This is a genomic window from Kitasatospora sp. NPDC056800 (genome assembly GCF_042789775.1).
In the GTDB taxonomy this organism is placed as follows: domain Bacteria; phylum Actinomycetota; class Actinomycetes; order Streptomycetales; family Streptomycetaceae; genus Kitasatospora.
In genome coordinates, this window is the sequence record NZ_JBHUAL010000020.1 from 43,025 (window position 1) to 63,267 (window position 20,243).

At 74.5% G+C, this 20,243-nt stretch carries 18 protein-coding genes and 1 riboswitch; of the genes, 11 read left to right on the forward strand and 7 right to left on the reverse strand.

Features of this window, described 5'->3' with window-relative positions:
• Positions 1–145: 145 nt before the first annotated feature.
• The 3 genes from ACFRQN_RS07125 to ACFRQN_RS07135 form a co-directional block, all read right to left on the reverse strand.
• On the reverse strand, positions 146–1,207 hold the full coding sequence (locus ACFRQN_RS07125; protein ID WP_234348709.1) for a prenyltransferase: 1,062 nt from the start codon (positions 1,205–1,207) through the stop codon (positions 146–148).
• Positions 1,204–1,947, reverse strand: coding sequence for a class I SAM-dependent methyltransferase (locus ACFRQN_RS07130; protein WP_049660417.1), 744 nt, complete (start codon positions 1,945–1,947; stop codon positions 1,204–1,206). The genes ACFRQN_RS07125 and ACFRQN_RS07130 overlap by 4 nt, the downstream gene beginning before the upstream one ends.
• A gap of 149 nt (positions 1,948–2,096) precedes the next feature.
• Positions 2,097–3,407 carry a glycosyltransferase family 4 protein gene (locus ACFRQN_RS07135; protein WP_074000830.1) on the reverse strand — a complete coding sequence of 437 codons (1,311 nt, stop codon included), beginning with the start codon at positions 3,405–3,407 and terminating at the stop codon, positions 2,097–2,099.
• A gap of 232 nt (positions 3,408–3,639) precedes the next feature.
• Here ACFRQN_RS07135 and ACFRQN_RS07140 point away from each other — a divergent pair, with 232 nt between their 5' ends.
• The 6 genes from ACFRQN_RS07140 to ACFRQN_RS07165 all read left to right on the forward strand — a co-directional run bounded on the left by ACFRQN_RS07140 (position 3,640) and on the right by ACFRQN_RS07165 (position 10,200).
• Complete coding sequence (locus ACFRQN_RS07140; protein WP_049660100.1) at positions 3,640–4,260, forward strand: TetR family transcriptional regulator; 621 nt, start codon at positions 3,640–3,642, stop codon at positions 4,258–4,260.
• Positions 4,261–4,373: 113 nt separating this feature from the next.
• Positions 4,374–4,457, forward strand: a riboswitch (cobalamin riboswitch).
• A 105-nt stretch (positions 4,458–4,562) separates the two neighbouring features.
• The gene (locus ACFRQN_RS07145; RefSeq protein WP_380738839.1) at positions 4,563–5,840 is read left to right on the forward strand and encodes a prenyltransferase/squalene oxidase repeat-containing protein; all 1,278 of its coding nucleotides are present in this window, start codon (positions 4,563–4,565) and stop codon (positions 5,838–5,840) included.
• The gene (locus ACFRQN_RS07150; protein WP_380738841.1) at positions 5,840–6,634 is read left to right on the forward strand and encodes an SCO2322 family protein; all 795 of its coding nucleotides are present in this window, start codon (positions 5,840–5,842) and stop codon (positions 6,632–6,634) included. Before ACFRQN_RS07145 ends, ACFRQN_RS07150 begins: the two co-directional genes overlap by 1 nt.
• Positions 6,635–6,656: 22 nt before the next feature.
• A complete protein-coding gene (locus tag ACFRQN_RS07155) occupies positions 6,657–7,766 on the forward strand; it encodes an energy-coupling factor transporter transmembrane protein EcfT (RefSeq protein ID WP_380738843.1) in 1,110 nt (369 codons plus the stop codon).
• Positions 7,763–9,367 (forward strand): ABC transporter ATP-binding protein, encoded by a 1,605-nt coding sequence (locus tag ACFRQN_RS07160; RefSeq protein WP_380738845.1) that lies wholly within the window; start codon positions 7,763–7,765, stop codon positions 9,365–9,367. The genes ACFRQN_RS07155 and ACFRQN_RS07160 overlap by 4 nt, the downstream gene beginning before the upstream one ends.
• The gene (locus ACFRQN_RS07165) at positions 9,364–10,200 is read left to right on the forward strand and encodes an ECF transporter S component (protein ID WP_074000827.1); all 837 of its coding nucleotides are present in this window, start codon (positions 9,364–9,366) and stop codon (positions 10,198–10,200) included. Before ACFRQN_RS07160 ends, ACFRQN_RS07165 begins: the two co-directional genes overlap by 4 nt.
• Here the strand turns inward: ACFRQN_RS07165 and ACFRQN_RS07170 are convergent.
• The 3 genes from ACFRQN_RS07170 to ACFRQN_RS07180 form a co-directional block, all read right to left on the reverse strand.
• Positions 10,197–11,003, reverse strand: coding sequence for a helix-turn-helix domain-containing protein (locus ACFRQN_RS07170; RefSeq protein ID WP_380738847.1), 807 nt, complete (start codon positions 11,001–11,003; stop codon positions 10,197–10,199). The genes ACFRQN_RS07165 and ACFRQN_RS07170 overlap by 4 nt on opposite strands.
• A 239-nt stretch (positions 11,004–11,242) precedes the next feature.
• On the reverse strand, positions 11,243–11,782 hold the full coding sequence (locus ACFRQN_RS07175; RefSeq protein ID WP_380738849.1) for a hypothetical protein: 540 nt from the start codon (positions 11,780–11,782) through the stop codon (positions 11,243–11,245).
• A gap of 98 nt (positions 11,783–11,880) precedes the next feature.
• Complete coding sequence (locus ACFRQN_RS07180; RefSeq protein WP_380738852.1) at positions 11,881–12,969, reverse strand: methyltransferase domain-containing protein; 1,089 nt, start codon at positions 12,967–12,969, stop codon at positions 11,881–11,883.
• A gap of 151 nt (positions 12,970–13,120) precedes the next feature.
• Here ACFRQN_RS07180 and ACFRQN_RS07185 point away from each other — a divergent pair, with 151 nt between their 5' ends.
• The 5 genes from ACFRQN_RS07185 to ACFRQN_RS07205 all read left to right on the forward strand — a co-directional run bounded on the left by ACFRQN_RS07185 (position 13,121) and on the right by ACFRQN_RS07205 (position 18,370).
• A complete protein-coding gene (locus ACFRQN_RS07185; RefSeq protein ID WP_380738854.1) occupies positions 13,121–14,434 on the forward strand; it encodes an XRE family transcriptional regulator in 1,314 nt (437 codons plus the stop codon).
• 98 nt (positions 14,435–14,532) lie between these two features.
• Positions 14,533–15,660 (forward strand): RICIN domain-containing protein, encoded by a 1,128-nt coding sequence (locus tag ACFRQN_RS07190; RefSeq protein WP_380738856.1) that lies wholly within the window; start codon positions 14,533–14,535, stop codon positions 15,658–15,660.
• 27 nt (positions 15,661–15,687) lie between these two features.
• Entirely contained in the window at positions 15,688–16,353 is a 666-nt protein-coding gene (locus tag ACFRQN_RS07195; RefSeq protein WP_380738858.1) for a M15 family metallopeptidase, read from the forward strand.
• A 117-nt stretch (positions 16,354–16,470) separates the two neighbouring features.
• Complete coding sequence (locus ACFRQN_RS07200) at positions 16,471–16,887, forward strand: NUDIX hydrolase (RefSeq protein ID WP_380738861.1); 417 nt, start codon at positions 16,471–16,473, stop codon at positions 16,885–16,887.
• A gap of 82 nt (positions 16,888–16,969) precedes the next feature.
• Entirely contained in the window at positions 16,970–18,370 is a 1,401-nt protein-coding gene (locus ACFRQN_RS07205) for a hypothetical protein (RefSeq protein ID WP_380738863.1), read from the forward strand.
• On the opposite strand, the gene ACFRQN_RS07210 is transcribed toward ACFRQN_RS07205, so the two are convergent.
• Positions 18,367–20,148, reverse strand: a complete 1,782-nt coding sequence (locus ACFRQN_RS07210) for an ABC transporter ATP-binding protein (RefSeq protein ID WP_375874078.1) — start codon at positions 20,146–20,148, stop codon at positions 18,367–18,369. The genes ACFRQN_RS07205 and ACFRQN_RS07210 overlap by 4 nt on opposite strands.
• Positions 20,149–20,243 lie beyond the last annotated feature (95 nt).

Sequence of the window (20,243 nt, forward strand, 5' to 3'; positions counted from 1 at the left end):
TCACACCCCCGGGCCGCCCCCGGCGCCCCCACCCCGCGCGGGGGGGGCCCGGTTCCCCGGGTCCCGCCCCTTCCGCGTGTACGCGCCGTGTCCGCGCCCTGTGCGCCCGTCCCCCGCGCGCCGTTCCGCGCGCAGTGCGCCGGGCTCAGCAGCAGTCCGCGACCACCAGCCCGGCCGGCAGCTGCTCCCCGCCGAAGACCGCGACCGTCGCCGGGTCCCCGCCGAGCGCGGCGACCGCGAGCAGCAGCGCCCCGGCCGTCCAGGTGGTGCGCTCCTCCGGCCAGATCGCGTCGTCCTCGAAGACGTACCCGGTCCAGTACGAGCCGTCCTCGTGCCGCAGGTGCTTCTGGATCCAGCGCAGGATGTCCACCGCGCGGTCGGACTGGCCGATGGCCCAGAGCGCGAGCGCCAGCTCGGCGCTCTCGCCGCCGGTCACCCACGGGCGGTCGCTGACGCAGCGCACGCCGAGGCCGGGGACGACGAAGCGCTCCCAGTCCCGCTCGATCCGGGCCACCGCCGCCTCGCCGCGCAGGCCGGTGCCGAGCACCGGGTAGTACCAGTCCATCGAGTAGCGGCCCTTGTCCAGGAACCGCTCGGGGTGGTGGGAGACGGCGTGCCCCAGCCGGCCGGCCGCGAGCTCCCAGTCGGGCTGCGGCTCCTCCAGGTACTCGGCGACGGCCAGGCCGCAGCGCAGCGCGTGCAGGATGCTGGACGAGCCGGTGAGCAGCGCCTCGTCGGTGGCGGTGCCGTCCCCGTCGACCCGCCAGGCGATCGGGCCGCCGGGCAGCCGCAGCCCGACGATGAAGTCCAGGGCGCGCCGGACGACCGGCCAGATCCACTCCAGGAACGCGTCGTCGCCGGTGCTGAGGTGGTGGTGCCAGACCCCGACCGCGATGTACGCGCAGAAGTTGCTCTCCTTGGCCCGGTCGGTGACCGCGCCGTCGGTGTACGCGGCGTACCAGGAGCCGTCCGGGTTCTGGGCGGCGGCGAGCCAGCGGTAGGCGGCCTCGGCGGCGGCGTGCTCGCCGGCCGTGTCGAGGGCCATCGCCGCCTCGGTGTGGTCCCAGGGGTCGAGGTGGTGGCCGGCGAACCAGGGTATGGCGCCGTCGGGGCGCTGCTCGGCCAGGATGCTGCGCACGGTGTCGGCGGCCTGCTCGGCGTCGAGCACCCCGTCGAGCAGCAGCACCTCGGGGACGGCGGCCGTCACGCCGTCCCGCCCGGCGCGCGGTTGGGCTTGGAGGCGTACGCGACGAAGCTCTTGCCGATCACCGGGTTGAGGGCCCGCTCGGCGGCCCTGGTGAGGCTGCTGATCACCGGGGTGCCGACGATGTCCCAGACCAGCAGCTGGTGGTAGGCCTTGACCGGCAGCGCCTTGTCGTTGTCGACGCCGACCGCGCACTTGATCCACCAGTACGGGGAGTGCAGCGCGTGCGCGTGGTGGGTGCCGTACGGCTCCAGGCCGGCGTCCTTGAGCTTCTCGAGCAGCTCGTCGCCCCGGTAGATCCGGATGTGGCCGCCCTCGTTGGCGTGGTACTCGTCGGACAGCGCCCAGCAGATCTTCTCCGGGAGCCAGCGGGGCACGGTGACGGCGAGCAGGCCGCCCGGCTTGAGGACCCGGAACATCTCGTTGAGGACGCCCTTGTCGTCCGGGATGTGCTCCATCACCTCGGAGATGATGATCTTGTCGAAGTACTCGTCCTCGAACGGCAGCGCCAGCGCGTTGCCCTCCATCGCGACCGCCGACGCGCCCTCGGGGGCCTCACCGGCCTGCTCCATCGCCGCGAACCACTTCCTGACCTCGGCGATCTCCTCGGTGTTCTGGTCGAGGGCGATCACGTTGGCGCCACGGCGGTAGCACTCGAACGCGTGCCGGCCCCCGCCGCAGCCCAGGTCGAGCACCCGGTCGCCGGGGGCGAGCGGGAAGCGCGAGAAATCGACGGTCAGCACTGCAGGACTCCCATTCCTATTGCTACCAAGCGTTCTTGACGCTTCGTCACGCCACTCCCGGCACGTCACGCTTCGTCGGGCAGGCTCGCCCTGCCGCCACCGCTCCGCCTCCGCCGACCGGCCGTCACCGACCTGCCGCGGGCGGGCGGCTAGGCCACGTACCGCCAGCCCGGCCCCGAGCGGGCCCGGGCGCCGACGCCGGTGGCGAGCGCCGCGCGGTAGGCCTCGGCGGTCAGCTCGGCGGCCCGCTCCCAGGTGAACCGGGCCAGCACCCGCTCCCGCCCGGCCGCGCCGAGCCCGGCCCGCAGCTCCGGGTCGTCCAGCAGCCGGCCGAGCGCGGCGGCCAGCGCGTCCGCCTCCCCCGGCGGCACCGCCAGGCAGGACTCCCCGTCCGGCCCGGCCACCTCGGGGATCGCCCCGCCGGTGGTCGCGACCAGCGGGGTGCCGGTGGCCATCGCCTCGGCGGCGGGCAGCGAGAAGCCCTCGTAGAGCGAGGGGACGCAGGCCACCTCGGCCGAGCGGTAGAGGTCGACCAGCTCCTGGTCGGTCAGCCCGCTGCGGAACTCGATGTGCCCGGCCAGCCCGAAGCGGCGCACCGCCTCGGCCACCGGCCCGTCCTCCTTCTGCGGCTTGCCGACCACCACCAGGTGGGCGTCCCGCTCGGTGCGGACCTTGGCGAGCGCCTCGACCAGGAAGACCAGGCCCTTCAGCGGGACGTCCGCGCTGGAGGTGGTGACGATCCGGCCGGGGACGCGCTCGATCTCCGCCGAGGGCGACCAGAGCCGGGTGTCGGCGCCGATCGGCACCACCGAGATCGCGCCGGGCGCGACGCCCAGGTGCTCGGCGATCTCGCGCTGCGAGGTGCCGGAGACGGTGATCACGTGGTCCAGCCGCGCGGCGACCCTCCGCTGCATCCGGGTGAAGGCGTACCAGCGGCGCAGCGAGAGCCGCTTGCCGCGGGTGGTGGCGGCGTCCAGCTCCAGCTGCCGGTCCACGGTGATCGGGTGGTGGATCGTGGTGACCAGCGGGAAGCCGTGCCGGGCCAGGCCGAGCAGGCCGTAGCCGAGGGTCTGGTTGTCGTGCACCACGTCGTAGCGGCCCTTGTGGGCGGCCAGGTAGCGGCGGGCGCGCAGCGAGAAGGTGAGCGGCTCGGGGAAGCCGCCGGTGCGCATGGTGGCGAACTCCAGCACGTCCACCGGGCCGCGGAACTCGTCGCGGGCCGGGGTGCGGAACGGGTCGTCGGCGCGGTAGAGGTCCAGGCTGGGCAGCTCGACCAGGCGCACCGAGCCGGGGCCGTCGACCTCGTCGAGCACCGGGAAGGGCTGGGCGCCGATCACGTCCACGTGGTGGCCGAGCCTGGCCAGCTCCCGGGAGAGGTGCCGTACGTACACGCCCTGACCGCCGCAGAAGGGGTCCCCTCGGTACGACAGCAGGGCAATCCGCAGCGGCTGCGCGGTCATCCTGGGCCCTCTTCTCTAGCTGCTTACGGTGCTGCCGGTCGTGCTTCCGGTCGCTAAAGTAGATCAGGTTTCAGTGGCTGGGGAACTCGTCGTCGACCACGTGAACAATGAGAGACCTCGAAGATACCGGCCCGTAGCTTTCCCTCAGGAGCCAGGGCTGGTGATTCCCGCCACGCCGGATCCTGCCGACCATGTGGAGCACGCCGCCACTCTCGCCCGCCCGGGAGCACCCTTGCCGCCACCCCCTCCTTCCACCTCTCCGCAGCTCTCGCCCCCGGGCGAGCCGCCGCTGACCGCGCGCCAGGCCGAACGGCGCCGGCGCATCCTGCGGGCCGCCACCGCGCTGGCGGTGCGGGGCGGGTACGAGGCGGTGCAGATGCGGGAGGTCGCGGAGGGCGCCCAGGTCGCCCTCGGCACGCTCTACCGGTACTTCCCGTCCAAGGTCCACCTGCTGGTGGCGGTGATGCTGGAGCAGCTCCAGGGCCTCCAGGAGCACATCCGGCGGCACCCGCCGACCGACCGCGAACCGGCGCCGCGGGTCGCCGACGCCCTCACCCGGGCCTTCCACGCGCTGCAGCGCGAACCGCTGCTGGCCGAGGCGATGGTCCGGGCGCTGTCCTTCGCGGACCGCTCGGTGGGGGCCGAGGTGGACCAGGTCAGCACGGCCACCGGGCAGCTCATCCTGGACGCGATCGGCCAGTCCGGACCGCCCACCGAGAGCCAGCGCGCGGCGGTGCGGGTGATCGAGCACACCTGGCACTCGGCGCTGGTCGCCTGGCTCTCCGGGCGCGCCTCGATCGCCGAGGTCCGGGCCGACCTGCACACCGCGGCCCGGCTGCTCGCCCTGCCGTGAGCCGCCCTCCCCTCTGCTGCGACTGGAACCTGTTCCTGCCTGTCTCGGGGCAGGCGGCGTGCTCCGGCGGCTAGAGTCGACAGTCGGCACAACTCCATCCCGCTCCTCCCCCGGGGAAAGCCGGTGCGAATCCGGCGCTGACCCCGCAGCCGTGAGACCGGCGCCGCCATCGGCCGCCCGGACGAGTCGGAGCACCCGGGGAGGGGCGAGCGGCCAGTCCGGACGCACGCGCCCGGCACCGTCGAGGACTACGGAACGGCCCCGCCCGGGCCACCACCGCTCACCGAAAGGCACACCGCACCATGCTGACCGCCGCCCGCCTGGGCGCCGCCGCCCTGTCCGCCGCGCTGCTCACCGGCCTCGCCGCAGGACCGGCCCTCGCCGACAGCCCCGCGCCGACCCCCGCCGCCGTCCCCGACGGGCTGTACGGCAAGAGCGACCCGACGTACGACGGCGTCTGGCGGCAGTCGCTGGCGCTCACCGCGCTGACGGCGGCCAAGGTCACCCCGGCCGACTCGGCCGTCGGCTGGCTCACCGGGCAGCAGTGCGAGGACGGCGGCTGGCCCTCCTACCGGGCCGCCGGCGCGGCCTGCGACCCCAAGACCGAGGACAGCAACGCCACCGCCGTCGCCGTCCAGGCCCTGGTCGCCCTCGGCGGGCACCAGGAGGCCGTCGACAAGGGCGTCGGCTGGCTCAAGGCCAACCAGAACGCCGACGGCAGCTGGGCGTACAACCCGGGCGGCCCCGGCGACGCCGACTCCACCGGCCTCGCCGTCAACGCGCTGTTCGCCGCCAAGACCGACCCGGCGGGCGTCGCCAAGGCCGGCAGGTCCGCCTTCGACGGGCTCGCCCTCTTCCAGCTCGGCTGCACCGCCCCCGCCGACCAGCGCGGCGCCTTCGCCTACCAGACCGACCCGGCCGGCGGCGCCCTCACCCCGAACGCCCTCGCCAGCGCCCAGGCCGCGCTCGCCGCGAGCGGCGGCCACCTGCCGGTCGCCGGCACGGTGCACGCCGACGCCGCGCCCAAGGCCCTGGCCTGCGCCGACGCCCCGGCCGCCCCGGCCGCCCAGGGCTCCTCGTCCTCCTCGGCCCCGGTTTCGCACGCGGAGTCCGGCGAGGCCGTCGGCGCCTACCTGACCGCCCAGCTCGCGGCCGGCGGCGACCACCTCACCCTCACCACCCCGGGCGCCGCCCCCACCCCCGACTACACCGCCACCGCCTGGGCCGCCCTCGCCCTCAGCCAGAGCGGCCACCCCCAGCAGGCCGCCGGCGCGGTCGACTGGCTCGGCAAGGAGGGCGCCACCTGGACCAAGGGCGGCACCGACGCCGGCGCCACCGCCACCCTCCTGCTGGTCGCCCAGGCCGCCCACCGCGACACCGCCGCCCTGACCGGCCAGCTCACCGCCCTCGGCCCGGCACCCAAGGCCACCGACGCCTCCGCCGCGGCGACGGCGACCGCCCCGGCGAAGAAGAAGGACGGCGGCATCGGCCAGTACTGGCTGATCGGCGTCGGCCTGCTCATCGGCGTCGGCGGCGGCCTCCTCCTCAGCCTCCAGCGCAAGCGCAACACCCACCTCTGATGCGTCCCGCCTCCCACGCCGCTCCCGGCGGGCCGGGCCCCGGCCTGCCGGGTGACGGCGCCCGCGCCCGCGCCCGCCGCCGCACCGCGCCCGCCGCGCTGCTCCTCCCCCTCCTCGGGGCGGTGCTGCTGCTCGCCTCCGCCGCTCCGGCGCAGGCCGCCGGGTACCGGTACTGGTCGTTCTGGCGCGGCGCCGAGGGCGGCAGCTGGACGTACCAGCAGCAGGGGCCCTCCGTCGCGGTGCCGCCGGACGGGGCCGTGGACGGGTGGCGGTTCGCGCTGAGCCCGGACGGCGGGCAGGACGCCGCGAAGCCCCGGACGGCCGGGAGCTTCGCCGACATCTGCGCGGACACGCCCGCGCAGGAGGGCCGCAAGCGGGTGGCCGTCGTGCTGGACTTCGGCACCGCCGAGGACGCCGGCTCCGCCGCCGGCTCGTCCGCTTCCGGCTCGTCCACCTCCGGTTCGTCCGCCGTCGGTTCGTCCGCCGCCTCGGTGCCCGAGCAGCGCACGGCCTGCGCCGCCGTCGCGCCCCGCGCCACCTCGGCCGAGGTGCTGGCCACCGTCGCCCCGCCGCTGCGCTACGACACCAACGGGCTGCTGTGTGCCATCGCCGGGTACCCGAAGGCGGGCTGCGGCGACCAGGTCGGCGCGGCCGGCGCCGCCCAGCCGGCCGCCGGATCCGCCGACCAGAGCACCGGCAGCGGCCCGGACGTCGGCCTGATCGCCGGTGGCGCGCTGGTGGCCGTCCTCGCCGGCGGCGCCGTCTGGCAGGCGCGCCGCCGCCGTCACCCCTAACGTCCCCCACCCAGGAATCACCGTGAGCAGCACCGCCGTCCGTACCACCCGGCCGCCCACCGGCCCCCGTCAACTGCACCCCGGGGCCTGGTGGTTGTGGGCGCTGGGGCTGGGCGCGGCGGCCACCCGCACCACCAACCCGGCGATCCTGCTGCTGCTCGTCGCCGTCGCCGGGTACGTGGTCGCGGCCCGGCGCGGCGATGCGCCGTGGTCGCGCTCGTACGGGGCGTTCCTGCGGCTGGGCCTGCTGGTGCTCGGCATCCGGCTGGTCTTCGCGGTGTTCCTCGGTTCACCGATCCCGGGCACCCATGTGCTGTTCACGCTGCCCGAACTCCCGCTGCCCGTCTGGGCGCAGGGCGTGCGGATGGGCGGCCGGGTCACCGTCGAGGGGCTGCTCGCGGCGCTGTACGACGGGCTGCGGCTGGCCACCCTGCTGATCTGCGTCGGCGCCGCCAACTCGCTGGCCAGCCCGGCCCGGCTGCTGCGCGCCCTGCCCGGCGCGCTCTACGAGGCGGGCGTCGCCGTCGTGGTGGCGATGACCTTCGCGCCGAACCTGATCGCGGACGTCCGCCGGCTGCGTGCCGCGCGGCGTCTGCGGGGCCGCTCCGACAAGGGCGTCGCGGCCGTGCTGAGCGTCGGACTCCCGGTGCTGGAGGGCGCGTTGGAGCGGTCCATCGCACTGGCCGCCGCCATGGACACCCGGGGGTTCGGCCGCACCGCCGACGTCCCGCGCCGGCTCGCCCGGGCGACGGCCGCGCTCACCCTGGCCGGACTGCTCGGGATCTGCCTGGCCGCGTACGGGCTGCTGACGGCCGGCGGCGCGGGCTGGGCGCTGCCCGTCCTGCTGCTCGGCCTGGCCGCCGCCTTCGCCGGCCTGCTGCTCGGCGGCCGACGGTCTGTCAGAAGCCGCTACCGGCCCGACCCTTGGGCCGTCCCCGAGTGGCTGACGGCCGGTTCCGGGGTGGCCGTGGCGGCCCTCACCACCTACCTGGCCGCGCGGGACCCGGCCGCCTTCGCCCCCACCGTCGTCCCGCCGACCGTCCCCGCGCTGCCACTGGCCGCCGTGCTGACCGTGCTGCTCGGCCTGGTACCGGCGTTCGCCGCCCCGACCCCGCCCCGGAGGGCATCGTGATCACCTTCGAGCAGGTCTCCGTCCGGTACGCGGACTCGGCCACACCCGCCCTGAACGGCGTCGACCTGACCGTCCCCGAGGGCGAACTCTGCCTGCTGGTGGGCCCGTCCGGCTCCGGCAAGTCCACCCTGCTGGGGACGGTCAGCGGCCTGGTGCCGCACTTCACCGGCGGGGTGCTGCACGGCCGGGTCACCGTCGGCGGCCGGGACACCCGCGAGCACCGTCCGCGCGAACTCGCCGACCTCGTCGGCACGGTGGGGCAGGACCCGCTGGCGCACTTCGTCACCGACACCGTGGAGGACGAACTCGCCTACGGCATGGAGTCCCTGGGCCTGCCGGGCGACGTGATGCGCCGCCGGGTCGAGGAGACCCTCGACCTGCTCGGCCTCGCCGACCTGCGCGACCGCGCGCTGAACTCCCTCTCCGGCGGCCAGCAGCAGCGCGTCGCGATCGGCTCGGTGCTCACCGTGCACCCGCGCGTGCTGGTCCTGGACGAGCCCACCTCGGCGCTCGACCCGGGCGCGGCCGAGGAGGTGCTGTCCGTCCTCCAGCGGCTGGTGCACGACCTCGGCACCACCGTACTGATGGCCGAGCACCGGCTGGAGCGGGTCGTCCAGTACGCCGACCAGGTGCTGCTGCTCACCCCCGACGCCCCGCCCGTCCTCGGCGAGCCCGCCGAGGTGATGGCGCACTCCCCGGTGCACCCGCCGGTGGTCGGCCTCGGCCGGCTCGCGGGCTGGCGGCCGCTGCCGCTCTCGGTCCGCGACGCGCGCCGCAAGGCCGCGCCGCTGCGCGCCCGGCTGGACGGCCGGACGCCCGCTCCCGCCGACCTCCGCGCCACTGCCGCCCCCCTCGCCGTCACCGACCGCCTCGCCGTCCGGCGCGGCCCCGTCCCGGCCCTGCGCGGCGTGGACCTCTCCCTCCATCCCGGCGAGATCACCGCCCTGATGGGCCGCAACGGCGCCGGCAAGTCCACCCTGCTGGGCAGCCTGGTCGGCCTGCACGCCCCCTCCTCCGGCAGCGTCAGGGTCGGCGGCCGCACCCCGCACCGCACCCGCCCCGCCGAACTGATCCGCGAGGTCGGCCTCGTCCCGCAGGACCCGCGCGACCTGCTGTACGGCGAATCGGTCGCCGCCGAGTGCGCCGCGGCCGACACCGACGCCGGAGCCGCCGCCGGCACCTGCCGCGCCCTGGTCGAGCGCCTGCTGCCCGGAATCGACGACGACACCCACCCTCGCGACCTCTCCGAGGGCCAGCGGCTCACCCTCGCCCTCGCCGTCGTGCTCACCGCCCGGCCCCCGCTGCTGCTCCTCGACGAGCCGACCCGCGGCCTCGACTACGCCGCCAAGGCCCGGCTGGTGGAGATCCTGCGCGGCCTGGCCGCCGAAGGCCACGCCGTGCTCCTCGCCACCCACGACGTCGAACTGGCCGCCGAACTCGCCCACCGCACGGTGATCCTCGCCGAGGGCGAGATCGTCGCGGACGGCCCGACGGCGGAGGTCGTGGTCTCCTCCCCCGCCTTCGCCCCGCAGGTCGCCAAGGTGCTCGCCCCCGGGCCGTGGCTCACCGTCCGGCAGGTCGCGGAGGCGCTGGACGCATGAGCACTCGTCCCGTCCCGCTGGGACGCCGGTCCGTCGCGGCGCTGCTGTCCGTCTCCTTCGTCGGCGTCGCCGCCTTCGGCTGGCCGCTGCTCGCCTCCACCAAGTCGGCGCTGGTCGGCCACTCCACCGACGCGCCGTGGCTGTTCGCCCTGCTGCTCCCCCTCCTCCTCGCCGTCGTCATCGCCCAGATCTCCGAGGGCCGCTCGGCGGGCGGCGGCGCCCCCGGCCTGGACGCCAAGTCCGTGGCCCTGCTGGGCGTCCTGGCCGCCGCCGGCGCCGCCCTCCGCCCCCTCGGCGCGGGCACGGCGGGGCTGGAGCCGATGTTCTTCCTGATGGTGCTGTCCGGGCGGGTGCTCGGCCCGGGCTTCGGCTTCGTCCTCGGCTCGCTGTCGATGTTCGCCTCCGCGCTGCTCACCGGCGGGGTCGGGCCGTGGCTGCCGTTCCAGATGCTGGCGATGGGCTGGGTCTGCCTGGGTGCGGGCCTGCTCCCGGGGGCCTCCTCGCTGCGCGGCCGCCGCGAACTCGTGGTGCTGGCGTCCTATGGCGCCATCGCGTCCCTGCTGTACGGCACGATCATGAACCTCCAGGGCTGGCCGTACATCGGCGGCCTGGCCGGCTCCATCTCCTTCGTCCCCGGCGACCCGCTGCCCGCCAACCTGGTCCGCTTCGCCGCCTACTGCCTGACCACGTCGCTGGGCTGGGACCTGCCGCGTGCCGCACTCACCGTGGTGCTCTGCCTCACCCTCGGCACCCCCGTCCTGCGCGCCCTGCGCCGCACCACCCGCCGCGCCGCCTTCGACGCCCCGGTCACCTTCCGCCCGCCGGAGCGCTAAGCCCGGCACGCCCGGCACGCCCCGCACACCTGCCCGGGCCCGGCCACGGGCCGCCCGCACATCCCGCCCCGGCCGGGGCACTCGTGCCGGCGGGGCCCTGTACCTCCCGCCGCTTCGGGGACAGCGGGCACCCTCGCCAACCGCCCCGCCAGGACCGCCCCCACGCTGTGGGTGACCTTCTCCGGCAGCGGCGCCGCCAGGATGCCCAGCAAGGCGCTCCGGGACCAGCCCTGTGCCAGCAGCCGCTCCACCCTCGCGGCCTGATCACCAAGCGGCTTCCCCGCCAGGGCCATCTTCGGCTCCCGGCACCCGAGTTCGAGCAGCAGCGCCATGCCCGCCGTCAACTTCTCCGGGGGACGGACGGAAGGTTCTTCCACGCCCTTGGTTTCCCGTTCCTTGGAAGGGCTTCCCGCCTTCCCGACGCCTGGCTTACCTGGAGCTGGACAACCGGCGGCCGGGGGCACGGGAAGCGGCGGCACCGCGTGCACCGCCTTGCCCGTCGTCACCGGCACCTCGTGCACCGAGACGACCGTCCGCACCTGCCCGGTCAGCGGGTCCCGCTGGGTGCGCCGGACGTAGTGCCCGGCCGCCTCCAACTCCCTGAGCGCCCGCGCCACGCTCGTCCGACCCTCCACGCTCTTGGCGGCCAGCGTGCGGACGTCTTCGCGCGCCCCGTCCGGCAGACTGAGCAGGTAGCTGAGGAGCCCCCGCGCGGCCCACGACAGCGAGTGCTTGCGGACGACATGCCCGTTGTCCAGGATCGTGTACCCGGGAGCATGCTGAGGGATACGATGAATCTGCATCTGGAGTTGCTTTCTCCTGGTGCCAAACCCCGGGGTGTTGGAGCACCGCCGGGGTTACTTGTGCCCACGCACCGGGCGCTTCTCCGAGCACCCGACACCACAATCTTCACCGCAACGCCGTAACACCTCGTCAAACCCCCACCCACATCACCCTTTCGTGCGGCGCGAGCGCACGCCCCCCAGCGCCCCCACCAAGCACACAAGCCCCGGGCACACAGGGGCTCTTCCCCTGGTGACGCCTACGCCTTCCTCGCCTTGCGCCGCCTGCCGTACGGCCGTTCCCGGCCCCCGGCCGACATCTCCGCGTCGAACCGGACCTTGCTCATCACCACTCGCGGCTCGGGTACGAGCACGGTCACGGCCGACCGCCAGGGAACGGCCGAAGCCCAACCGATCAGGGGCATCGTCTCGTCGTAATGCGGAGCGAACCGAGCGACGGAGACGGCGGGCATCCGGTAGTCCAGGCTACGGACGTGCTCCACGAAGGCCCCGGGGAGCGCCACGTGGTGCGTCTCCAGGTAGTGCGGGAAGTCCAGACGCCACAACCACACACCGTCGGTCATCGGGGAGGAGCATCCCGAGGAATGCCGGTGCACGCTGCCGGTGATGACGTCGCGGCCGCCCTCCATGACGTCGATGAGGACATGGCCCGCGTCCAGGTAGGCCACCAGGTCCGCCTCATCCGGCTCCCCCACCGGCCGGACGGCGTCGAGTATCGACCCGTTCGGTGAGCCGGAGCGTTCGTCCAACTCGTCGTAGAAGCCCAGCAGTCCCAACACGGTCTCTCCTTTGCCGCACGGTCCGTCCCACAGACAATGATCCTGGCCGCGCCGCCGGGGCGGCGGCGCGGCCAGAAGACCAGTGGGGCCGTCTCCCCTCACCCGACCACGCGATCCGGCTCGTCCAGCCACACCCGGTGCTCGCCCGCGACGGTGACGGTCAGGCCGAACCGGTCGAGGCCCGGCTCGCCCTGGCGCTGCCACCAGGCATGGGCGGCGGTCACCTCGTCCCACAGGTCGCGGGGGCCGGACTGCGAGACGGCGTGCTTCCCGTCCCGGTCGGCGACGCGGCAGTGGGCGTACGAGACGCCGTCCCACACCTCGAACCGCCCCGTACCGAAACGGTCGTAGCCCGCCCACACCTCCCGCCGGAACAGGCCCGGCAGCCGCAGCCCGATCGCGAAGGCGGCGTCGGTGCACTCGGCCACGGCGGCGGGGTCGAGGGCGGACGGGCTGTGCCGGATGTCCTCGATCTCGAACTCGCCGCTCCCGGGGCGCTGGTCCCGCACCCACATGAACGCCACATCCTCGACGAACGGCCCGCTCGCGGACCGGCCGTCGTCGGCGACGGTGAGCCTCAGCAACCCCCCGTTGCAGAACGCCGTGCCGTACGGGACGACGATCACGCCGCCGGGCACCGTCTGCTCGATCAGCGCCCCGGGGACGCGTTGCACGGCCGCGGTGACATGGATCCGGTCGTACGGCGCGCCCGCCGGATGGCCGAGCATGCCGTCGCCGACAACGGCCGTGACCGGCAGGCCGTTCGCCGCCAGGCGCCGCCGCGCGGCACCGGCCAGTTCGGGATCCAGCTCCACGGTCGTGACGTTCTCCACCCCGAGCCGGCGCGCCAGCAACGCGGCCGTCCACCCCGCACCGGTGCCGATGTCCAGCACCCGCATGCCGTCGGCGACCTGGAGGTGCCAGAGCATCCGGGCCACGACGGTGGGCATCGAACTGGACGAGGCCGGCGTGCGGCCGTCCTCGTCCAGCCGGGTCACGAGCGGGACGTCCGAGGCGACCAACTCGCCCCACTCGCCCGGCCGTTCCGCCCGGTCGAGCCACTCACCCCCGTGGTGGACCCGGTCCGGAACGAACAGGCGTCGGGGCACCGCCCGGAACACCGGTTCCCAGTCGACCGACAGCGCCCCGGACTCCCGGAGCGCGTCGGTGAGCGCGTTCCACTTCACGCGATCATCCCCTTCGTGGAGGAACTCGGTCGGTGCGAGTCGAGTACAGCCCAACTCGCCCTCACCGGAAAGCCATTGCCTGTGGTCCCGGGGTTGTCCCGCCCGCACCGGCGGTAGGCTCGCGGTCACTGTCGATGATGGGATTGACCCCGTGGACGACCCGATCCGGCACCCCCTCGCCTACGCGCGCGAACTGCGTCACTGGTCGCAGGGCGACCTCGTCGCGGAGCTGAACAAGGCCGCCCGGCGTCACGGGCTCCGCTCCGGCGCCGACAAGGCGGCCGTCAGCCGGTGGGAGCACTGGCGCAAGACGCCGAACACCGACTCCCAGCTCCTCATCGCCGAGGCCTTCGACGTCCCGCTGTCGGAGTTGGAGGCGTACGGCTGGCCGTACTGGCTGCCCGGGCGGGACGAGCCGCTGCCCCTGGGCGCCGCCCACACCGTCCGAGCACTCCACGACGCCCAGAGAGCCGCCATGGACCGCCGCAGCTTCATGACCTTCAGCGCGATCTCGCTGGGCGGCCTGGCCGCCCAGTGGGCCACGACCGAGCCCGGGCGCCTCGCCTCGGCCCTGGACGGCAAGCATGTGGACGGCGAACTCGTGGACTGGCTGGAGGACACCAGCCGGAAGCTGACGGCCCTGCCCACCGAGCAGCGCCAGCACACCGTCCGCCTGATGGACGCCCACCTGGCCACCGTCACGGAGCTGATCGAGGAGGGCCGCTACGGCGAGGCGACCGGTCGACGCCTCCACCGGCTGGCCGCCTCGCTCGCCACCACCTGCGGCTGGTACCGCTTCGACCAGGGCCGGCACTGGGCGGCCGGAAAGCTGTGGGAGGCCGCGCTGCAGTCCGCGAACGCCGCGGGCGACCGCGACCACGGCGCCGGGGTGCTGTCCGACTTCGCCTACCAGGCCACCTGGCTCGGCGAGGCGGGGGTCTCCGTCGGCCAGCTCGGGCACGCCCTGTCCGGCGTCTCGCACCCCACCGCCCGCTCGCTGCTCCTCCTCCGCCGCGCCAGGGCCCACGCGGCGCTCGGCGACCGCGCGGCCTGCTACCGGGACCTGTCCGACGCCGAGTCCGCCCTCGCCGTAGGCGCCGCCGACCCCGCACCCGGGTGGTGCGCGTGGATGGGCCCCGCCGACCTGGCCGTGGACTCCGGCCAGTGCCTCCTGGACCTCGGCCGGCCGGACGAGGCACGGGCCCGGATCGCGGAGGGGATGGCGCTGCTGCCCCGCGCCAGGGACAAGACGCGCGGCGTCTTCCTGACGTACCAGGCCCGGGGCTACCTGGAGGCCAAGGAGGTCGAGCAGGCCGTGTCCGTCACCGGTGAGTCGCTCGACCTGGCCACCCGGATCGGCGCGCCCCGCTGCGTCGCCCTGGTCCGCGAGCTCGCACCGGCCTTCGAGCCGTACCGCCGGGTCGACGGCGTCCCGGAGTTCCTGGAGCGCCTGCGGGCCTGCTGACCACTGGCCCGTTCCTTCGTCCCCGCACGCCCTGGCGCCGATCCGTCCGATCAAGCGATCATGGTCTTGACGTTCTGTCATATCCCCATGCTGAGAAGGTGTCCACGATGCTGGTCGACTGGCCCACCGAAACGTTCGTCCTACGCCTCCACCGCATTCCCGGCCTGGTGGCCGGAGCCGCGCCGGGAAGCCCCGAGGGCACCCCCGTGGTACTCGGGCCCGAGACCGGTGGCGACGGCGAGCAGTGGGTGGCCGAGCGGTTCCGGGTGCTCAACCACCGGATCCGCCACGTGGCCACCGGCCTCTACCTGACCGCCGAGGAATCGAGCCGGGGCGCCAAGGTCACCCTGCGGCCCAAGTTCTCCGACACCGGCAGCGACTCCTCGTACTGGCGGCAGGCCTGGCGGGCCTTCGTCCAGCGCGACATCGGCCGGCTGATGGCCCTCCACGACTCCTCCAACTGCCTCCTCGGCCTGGCCGAACCGGCGGCCGAACGGCCGGGCGGGCCCCTGATCCTGGAGAAGGGCGCCGGGGCCCAGGACCTGAACTGCACCGCCTGGGCGCCCGCGCCCCTCCCGGCACCGGAGCCCGCCCCCGCCCCGGCGCCGAAGGCCACCGACCTGCCGGTGGGGACGGGACGGGTCCGGGTGCCGGCCCGCCGCTTCGAGAAGCGCGTGCGGACCATCGAGCAGATCTACGACGAGACCAGCTTCCGGGAGGTCCCCGGCGAGCTCCTCACCCCGGGCACCCGCATCGGGGCCTTCGACTTCGACCAGTACTCCCAGGGCGACTGGTACCAGGAGGGGCGGGAGGGAAGTCTCGTGACCTTCACCGACAGCTACGACACGGCGGGCGCCGTGCGCAGGGCCTTCCACCGGCTGCCGGGGGAACCCGCCCGCTACGTGAACTCCGACGAGGTCGACGTCCACTACGTCCCGCCGAAGCTCGTCGCGCGCACCAACTTCCCGGCCGCGCTCTTCGACGACTACAGCGGCTCCCTCGTCCGGACGCCGTACCGGCTGCCCAACGGGCACGGCTTCTACAACCGGCCCCAACGCCGCGAGGGCCTCTACTTCCCCAAGCGCGACGGCGCCGGCACCGTCGTGCAGTGGAACAAGACCTGGATCGCGGACCGGGACACCTCGTCCAAGGTCTTCCTCTGCTTCGACGGCCGCTACTTCATCGACCAGATGGACATCACCTGGGCCGACGACGAGAAGAGCTGACCCCGGACCCAAGACCCAGGAGGCGTGTTGAGCGAGATCATCCTCATGTCCGACCCGAAGGTCGCCGCGGTCCCCGTCCAAGACTGCGGCGAGCGGCTGTCGGACGTACGGCTGTCGGACGTACGGAGCGGCGGCGGGCTGCCCGTCGACGGGCGCAAGCAGGACGGCACCGGGGCCTTCGCGCAGCTGCGGGCCGGCGTGCTCGACCGGCTGCTCGACGCGCAGGAGGCCCTGCCGGACGGCCTGCGGCTGCTGTTCGTCGAGGGCTACCGGCCGCCGGCCCTCCAGAGCCGCTACTTCGACGAGTACGCCGCCGAGTTGCGGGCCGCGAACCCCGACTGGCCGGACGACCGGATCAGGTCGTCGGCCAGCCGCTACGTCTCCCCGCCGGAGATCGCACCGCACAGTGCCGGGGCCGCCGTCGACCTCACCCTGGTCGACAGCGACGGCCGTGAACTCGACCTCGGCACCAGGGTCAACGCCAACCCGGAGGAGAGCGCCGGGGCCTGCTACACCCACGCCGACAACATCGGTGCCCAGGCCCGCGCCAACCGGCGACTGCTCGGCATCGTCCTGACCGGCGCCGGGCTCGTCAACTACCCCACCGAGTGGTGGCACTGGTCGTACGGGGACCGCTACTGGGCACTGGCCACCGGTGCGCCGTCGGCGCTCTACGGACCGGCGCACCGGTAGCCGACACTGCGCACAGCCGACACGACACGCGGCCCGCTGCCTGCTGTCGGCCGCGCCCGCGGCCCCGGGTCAGGATGGCGTCGACACCGACGCCGTCCTGACCCGAGGAGCAGAGCGATGACCGAGCAGAACCCCGAGCACGCACCCCCCGCCGTCTCCGTCGCGATCGTCGTCGAGGACGGCCGGGTGCTGATGGTGCGGCGGCGGGTCGCCGAGGGCGAACTGTCCTGGCAGTTCCCGGCCGGGGAGGTCGAGCCGGGCGAGTCCGCCGGGGCGGCGGCCGTGCGCGAGACCGCCGAGGAGACCGGCCTGCGCGTCGCCGCCGCCCGGCTGCTCGGCGAGCGGGAGCATCCGCAGAACGGGCGGCGGATGGCGTACACGGCCTGCGAGGTGGTCGGCGGCACCGCCACCGTGGTGGACTTCGACGAGCTGGACCGGGTGGTGTGGGCGTCCCGCGCCGAGCTGGCCGAGTACGTGCCGTTCCCGCTGTTCCCGCCGGTGCGGGAGTACCTCGACGGCGCGCTCGCCGAGTAGGGGCACGCGGTCTCCGGAACTCCTCCCCGCCGGAAGGACGTTCGGACGGGAGACCCCTCTCCCCCGCCCCGGAAGGAAACGCGTGACACCCGCGCACGGAGCCCCGTCCGACCACCCCGCACCGCGAGCACGCCGGTCGGGGCGGGAACCCGTCACCGACGAGATGGTCGCCCGGCTCCGGGTCCAGGCCCGCACCGACCCCGCCTCGGGCCTGCCCGCGCTGGCCGAGGCACTGCGGGGCCGGGCCTACGGCCGGCCCGAGCCCCGGCCCGAGGACGCCGTCCCGCTCCTGGAGGAGTCCGCCGGCATCTACCGCGCCCTGGTCGCCGACGGTTGCACCGAGCACCTGGCCGCCGCCGCCCGCGCGCTGGCCTCCCTCGCCCTGCAACTCTCCCTGGCGCACGCCGACGGCCCCGCCCTCGCCGCCCGGCGGGAGGCGGCCGACCTGGCCCGGCGCGCCGAAGCGGACCAGCCGGTGGAAGGCCTCGGCCAGGCCGCCGTCCTGCACGCCGACCTCGCCCACGGCCTCGCCGAGGCAGGACGGTTCGACGAGGCCGTGGACGCCGCCCGCACGGTGGCCGACCGCTCCCGGGCGGTGACCGAGCCCGGCGGGAGCGACCTGGCGTGGCGGCTGCTCGACCTCACCGTGCTGCTCCGCCTCGCGGACCGCACCGAGGAGGCCGTGGCCGTCGAACACGAGGCCCTCGCCCGGCTGCGCGAGGGCCGCACGGATCCGGCCCGCAGCCCCGTACCGGCCCTGCGGACGGCCGGCGCCGCCCTGTGGTTCGCCGATCTGGGCCGCGCCGAACAGTCCCACCGGCTGCTCGCGGACGCCGCCCGCTCCTGCGAACTCCTGCCCGCCCGCGGCGACGCCGGCGACTTCGGCTTCAACGAGGGCCTGCGGAGCGCCCTGTTCGCCCGCTCCGGCGTACGGGACGAACAGGCCGCGGCCGACGCCCCGGACCCGCTCGCGCTCGGCGTCGACCCGGGCCGACCCCTCCAACCGGTGCTGGGCCTGAGCCTCCACCACTGGTCCTTCAGCCTGCGCGAGTCCTTCGAGGACGGACTGGCCACCCTCGCGCGGGCCGTCGAAGCCGTCATCGGCAGGCCCGAGCCCACCGACCACCTGCCCGACGAGGACGACCCGTCCGAGCACCCCGACGACCCCCTACCCCTGCCGGAGGACCGCGCCCTGCTCGCCGCCCTCGGCACCCTCACCCGGCGGCTCGACCTGCGCCGGGCGGTCCGCGGAGACCACCCCACCTACTACGCCCACCTCACGCTCCCCCGGCTACGGCGGAGCGTCCGGATCGAACGCCGCCTCCACGCGACCGGCCCCACCGACGACACCCACCGCCTCGTCCGGGCACTCACCGACCTCGCCATGGCCCAACTCGTCCACGGCGCCCACGCCGAAGCGACCGCCACCCTCCACGAGGCCCACACCCTCGCCGTCCGGCCGGAGGCCCCAGAAGGGCGCTAACCGCCGGCGGCGGCGAGCGTGTCGCCCACCCGGAGCAGGTGGGCGTACCGCCCGTCCCGGGCCAACAGTTCGGTGTGGGTGCCGCGTTCGACGATCCGTCCGCGGTCCAGGACGACGATCTCGTCGGCGGCCCGGATGGTCGACAGGCGGTGGGCGATGGTGATGGTCGTCCGGCCCGCGGACAAGGTGTCGAGGGCGTCCTGGACCGCGCGTTCGGTATGGGTGTCCAGGGCGCTCGTGGCCTCGTCGAGGATGAGGACCGGCGGGTTCCGCAGCATCGCCCGGGCGATGGCCAGCCGCTGCTTCTCGCCGCCGGAGAAGCGGTAGCCGCGCTCTCCGACGATGGTGTCGTAGCCCTCGGGCAGGCTGACGATGAGGTCGTGGATCTGGGCGGCCTTGGCGGCCGCCACGATCTCCTCGTCCGAGGCTCCGACCTTGGCGAAGCGCAGGTTGTCGGTGATGGTCGTGTGGAAGAGGTGGGTGTCCTGGGAGACGACACAGACCTGGTCGGCGAGGTCGGAGAAGCCGAAGTCCCGGACGTCGACCCCGTCGATCGTGACGCTGCCGGCGGTGACGTCGTAGAGCCGGGGCACGAGGTAGCCGAGCGTGGTCTTCCCCGCGCCGGTCGCGCCGACCACGGCGAGCCGGCCGCCGGGCGGCAGGTCGACGTCGATGCCGTGGAGGATCCGCTCGTCGCCGTAGGAGAAGTCGACGCCCTGGAAGCGGATGTGGCCGCGGACGGACGCCGCCGTGACGGGTCGCGGCGGTTCGGCGACCTCGACCGGCAGGTCGAGGTACTCGAAGACCCGCTCGAACAGGGCGAAGGAGCTCTGCAGGTTGATGCCGACCTGCAGGAGTGAGACGGTCGGTCCGAACAGGCCCTGCTGGAGGGTCGTGAAGGCCACCAGGGTGCCGACGGACAGCGCGGGCCGCCCCTGGTCGCCGGTGAGGCCGGCGCTCCAGTAGATGGCGATCGGCATGATCGCCATGATCACCTGCACGACGGACTGCCGCCACCGCCCCGACAGGGCTGACCTGACGGTCAGGTCCGCGAGCGTCCGGGACTGTCCGGCGAACTCGTTGTTCAGCGTCGCGGTGCGCCCCATCACCCGGCCGAGGAGGAAGCCGTTGACCGACAGCGACTCCTCCACGAGGGTTGCCATCGTGGCCAGTTGCTGCTGCCGTTCGAGGACGAGCGCCCGGCGCTCCTGCCCGACCTTGCGGCTGATCCAGACGCACAGCGGGAGGATCAGCAGGGACACCACCGTCAGCCGCCAGTCCAGCAGCAGCATGGCGACCAGGCTGGCCACCAGGGTGGTCACATTGCCGACGACGCCGGTGACGATGTTGGTGACACTCGACCCCATGCCGCCGATGTCGTTGGCGATCCGGGACTGCACCTCGCCGTTGCGGGTGCGCGTGAAGAAGGCCAGCGACATCCGCTGGAGGTGGGTGTAGACGGCGTTGCGGAGGTCGTCCATCACGGACTGGCTGACCGTCAGTGACAGGTACGACTGCAGGACCCCGACCGCGGTGGAGAGCAGGACCAGGCCGAGCATCGCGGCCGCCAGGGCGGTGAGCAGGCCCGTCCTGCCCTGCGGCAGCGCCGTGTCGAGGATCTGCCGCAGGAGGAAGGGCGGCGCGAGGGCCACCAGGGAGGAGCCCAGGATCAGGGTGCAGACCAGCAGCATCCGGCCGCGGTAGGGCCGGAAGAGTCGGGCCACCCGCCGCAGCGACACGTCGGGGACGGGCGCCTCGGGGGTCTCGTTCGCGTCCAACGGGGGTGATCTCCTCGGTGCCGTCACAGGGCTCTTCCGGCGAGCCCGGGCTGTGGTGACGTGTCCCGTCCGGGGCCGGAGCCGGACGGGACGGA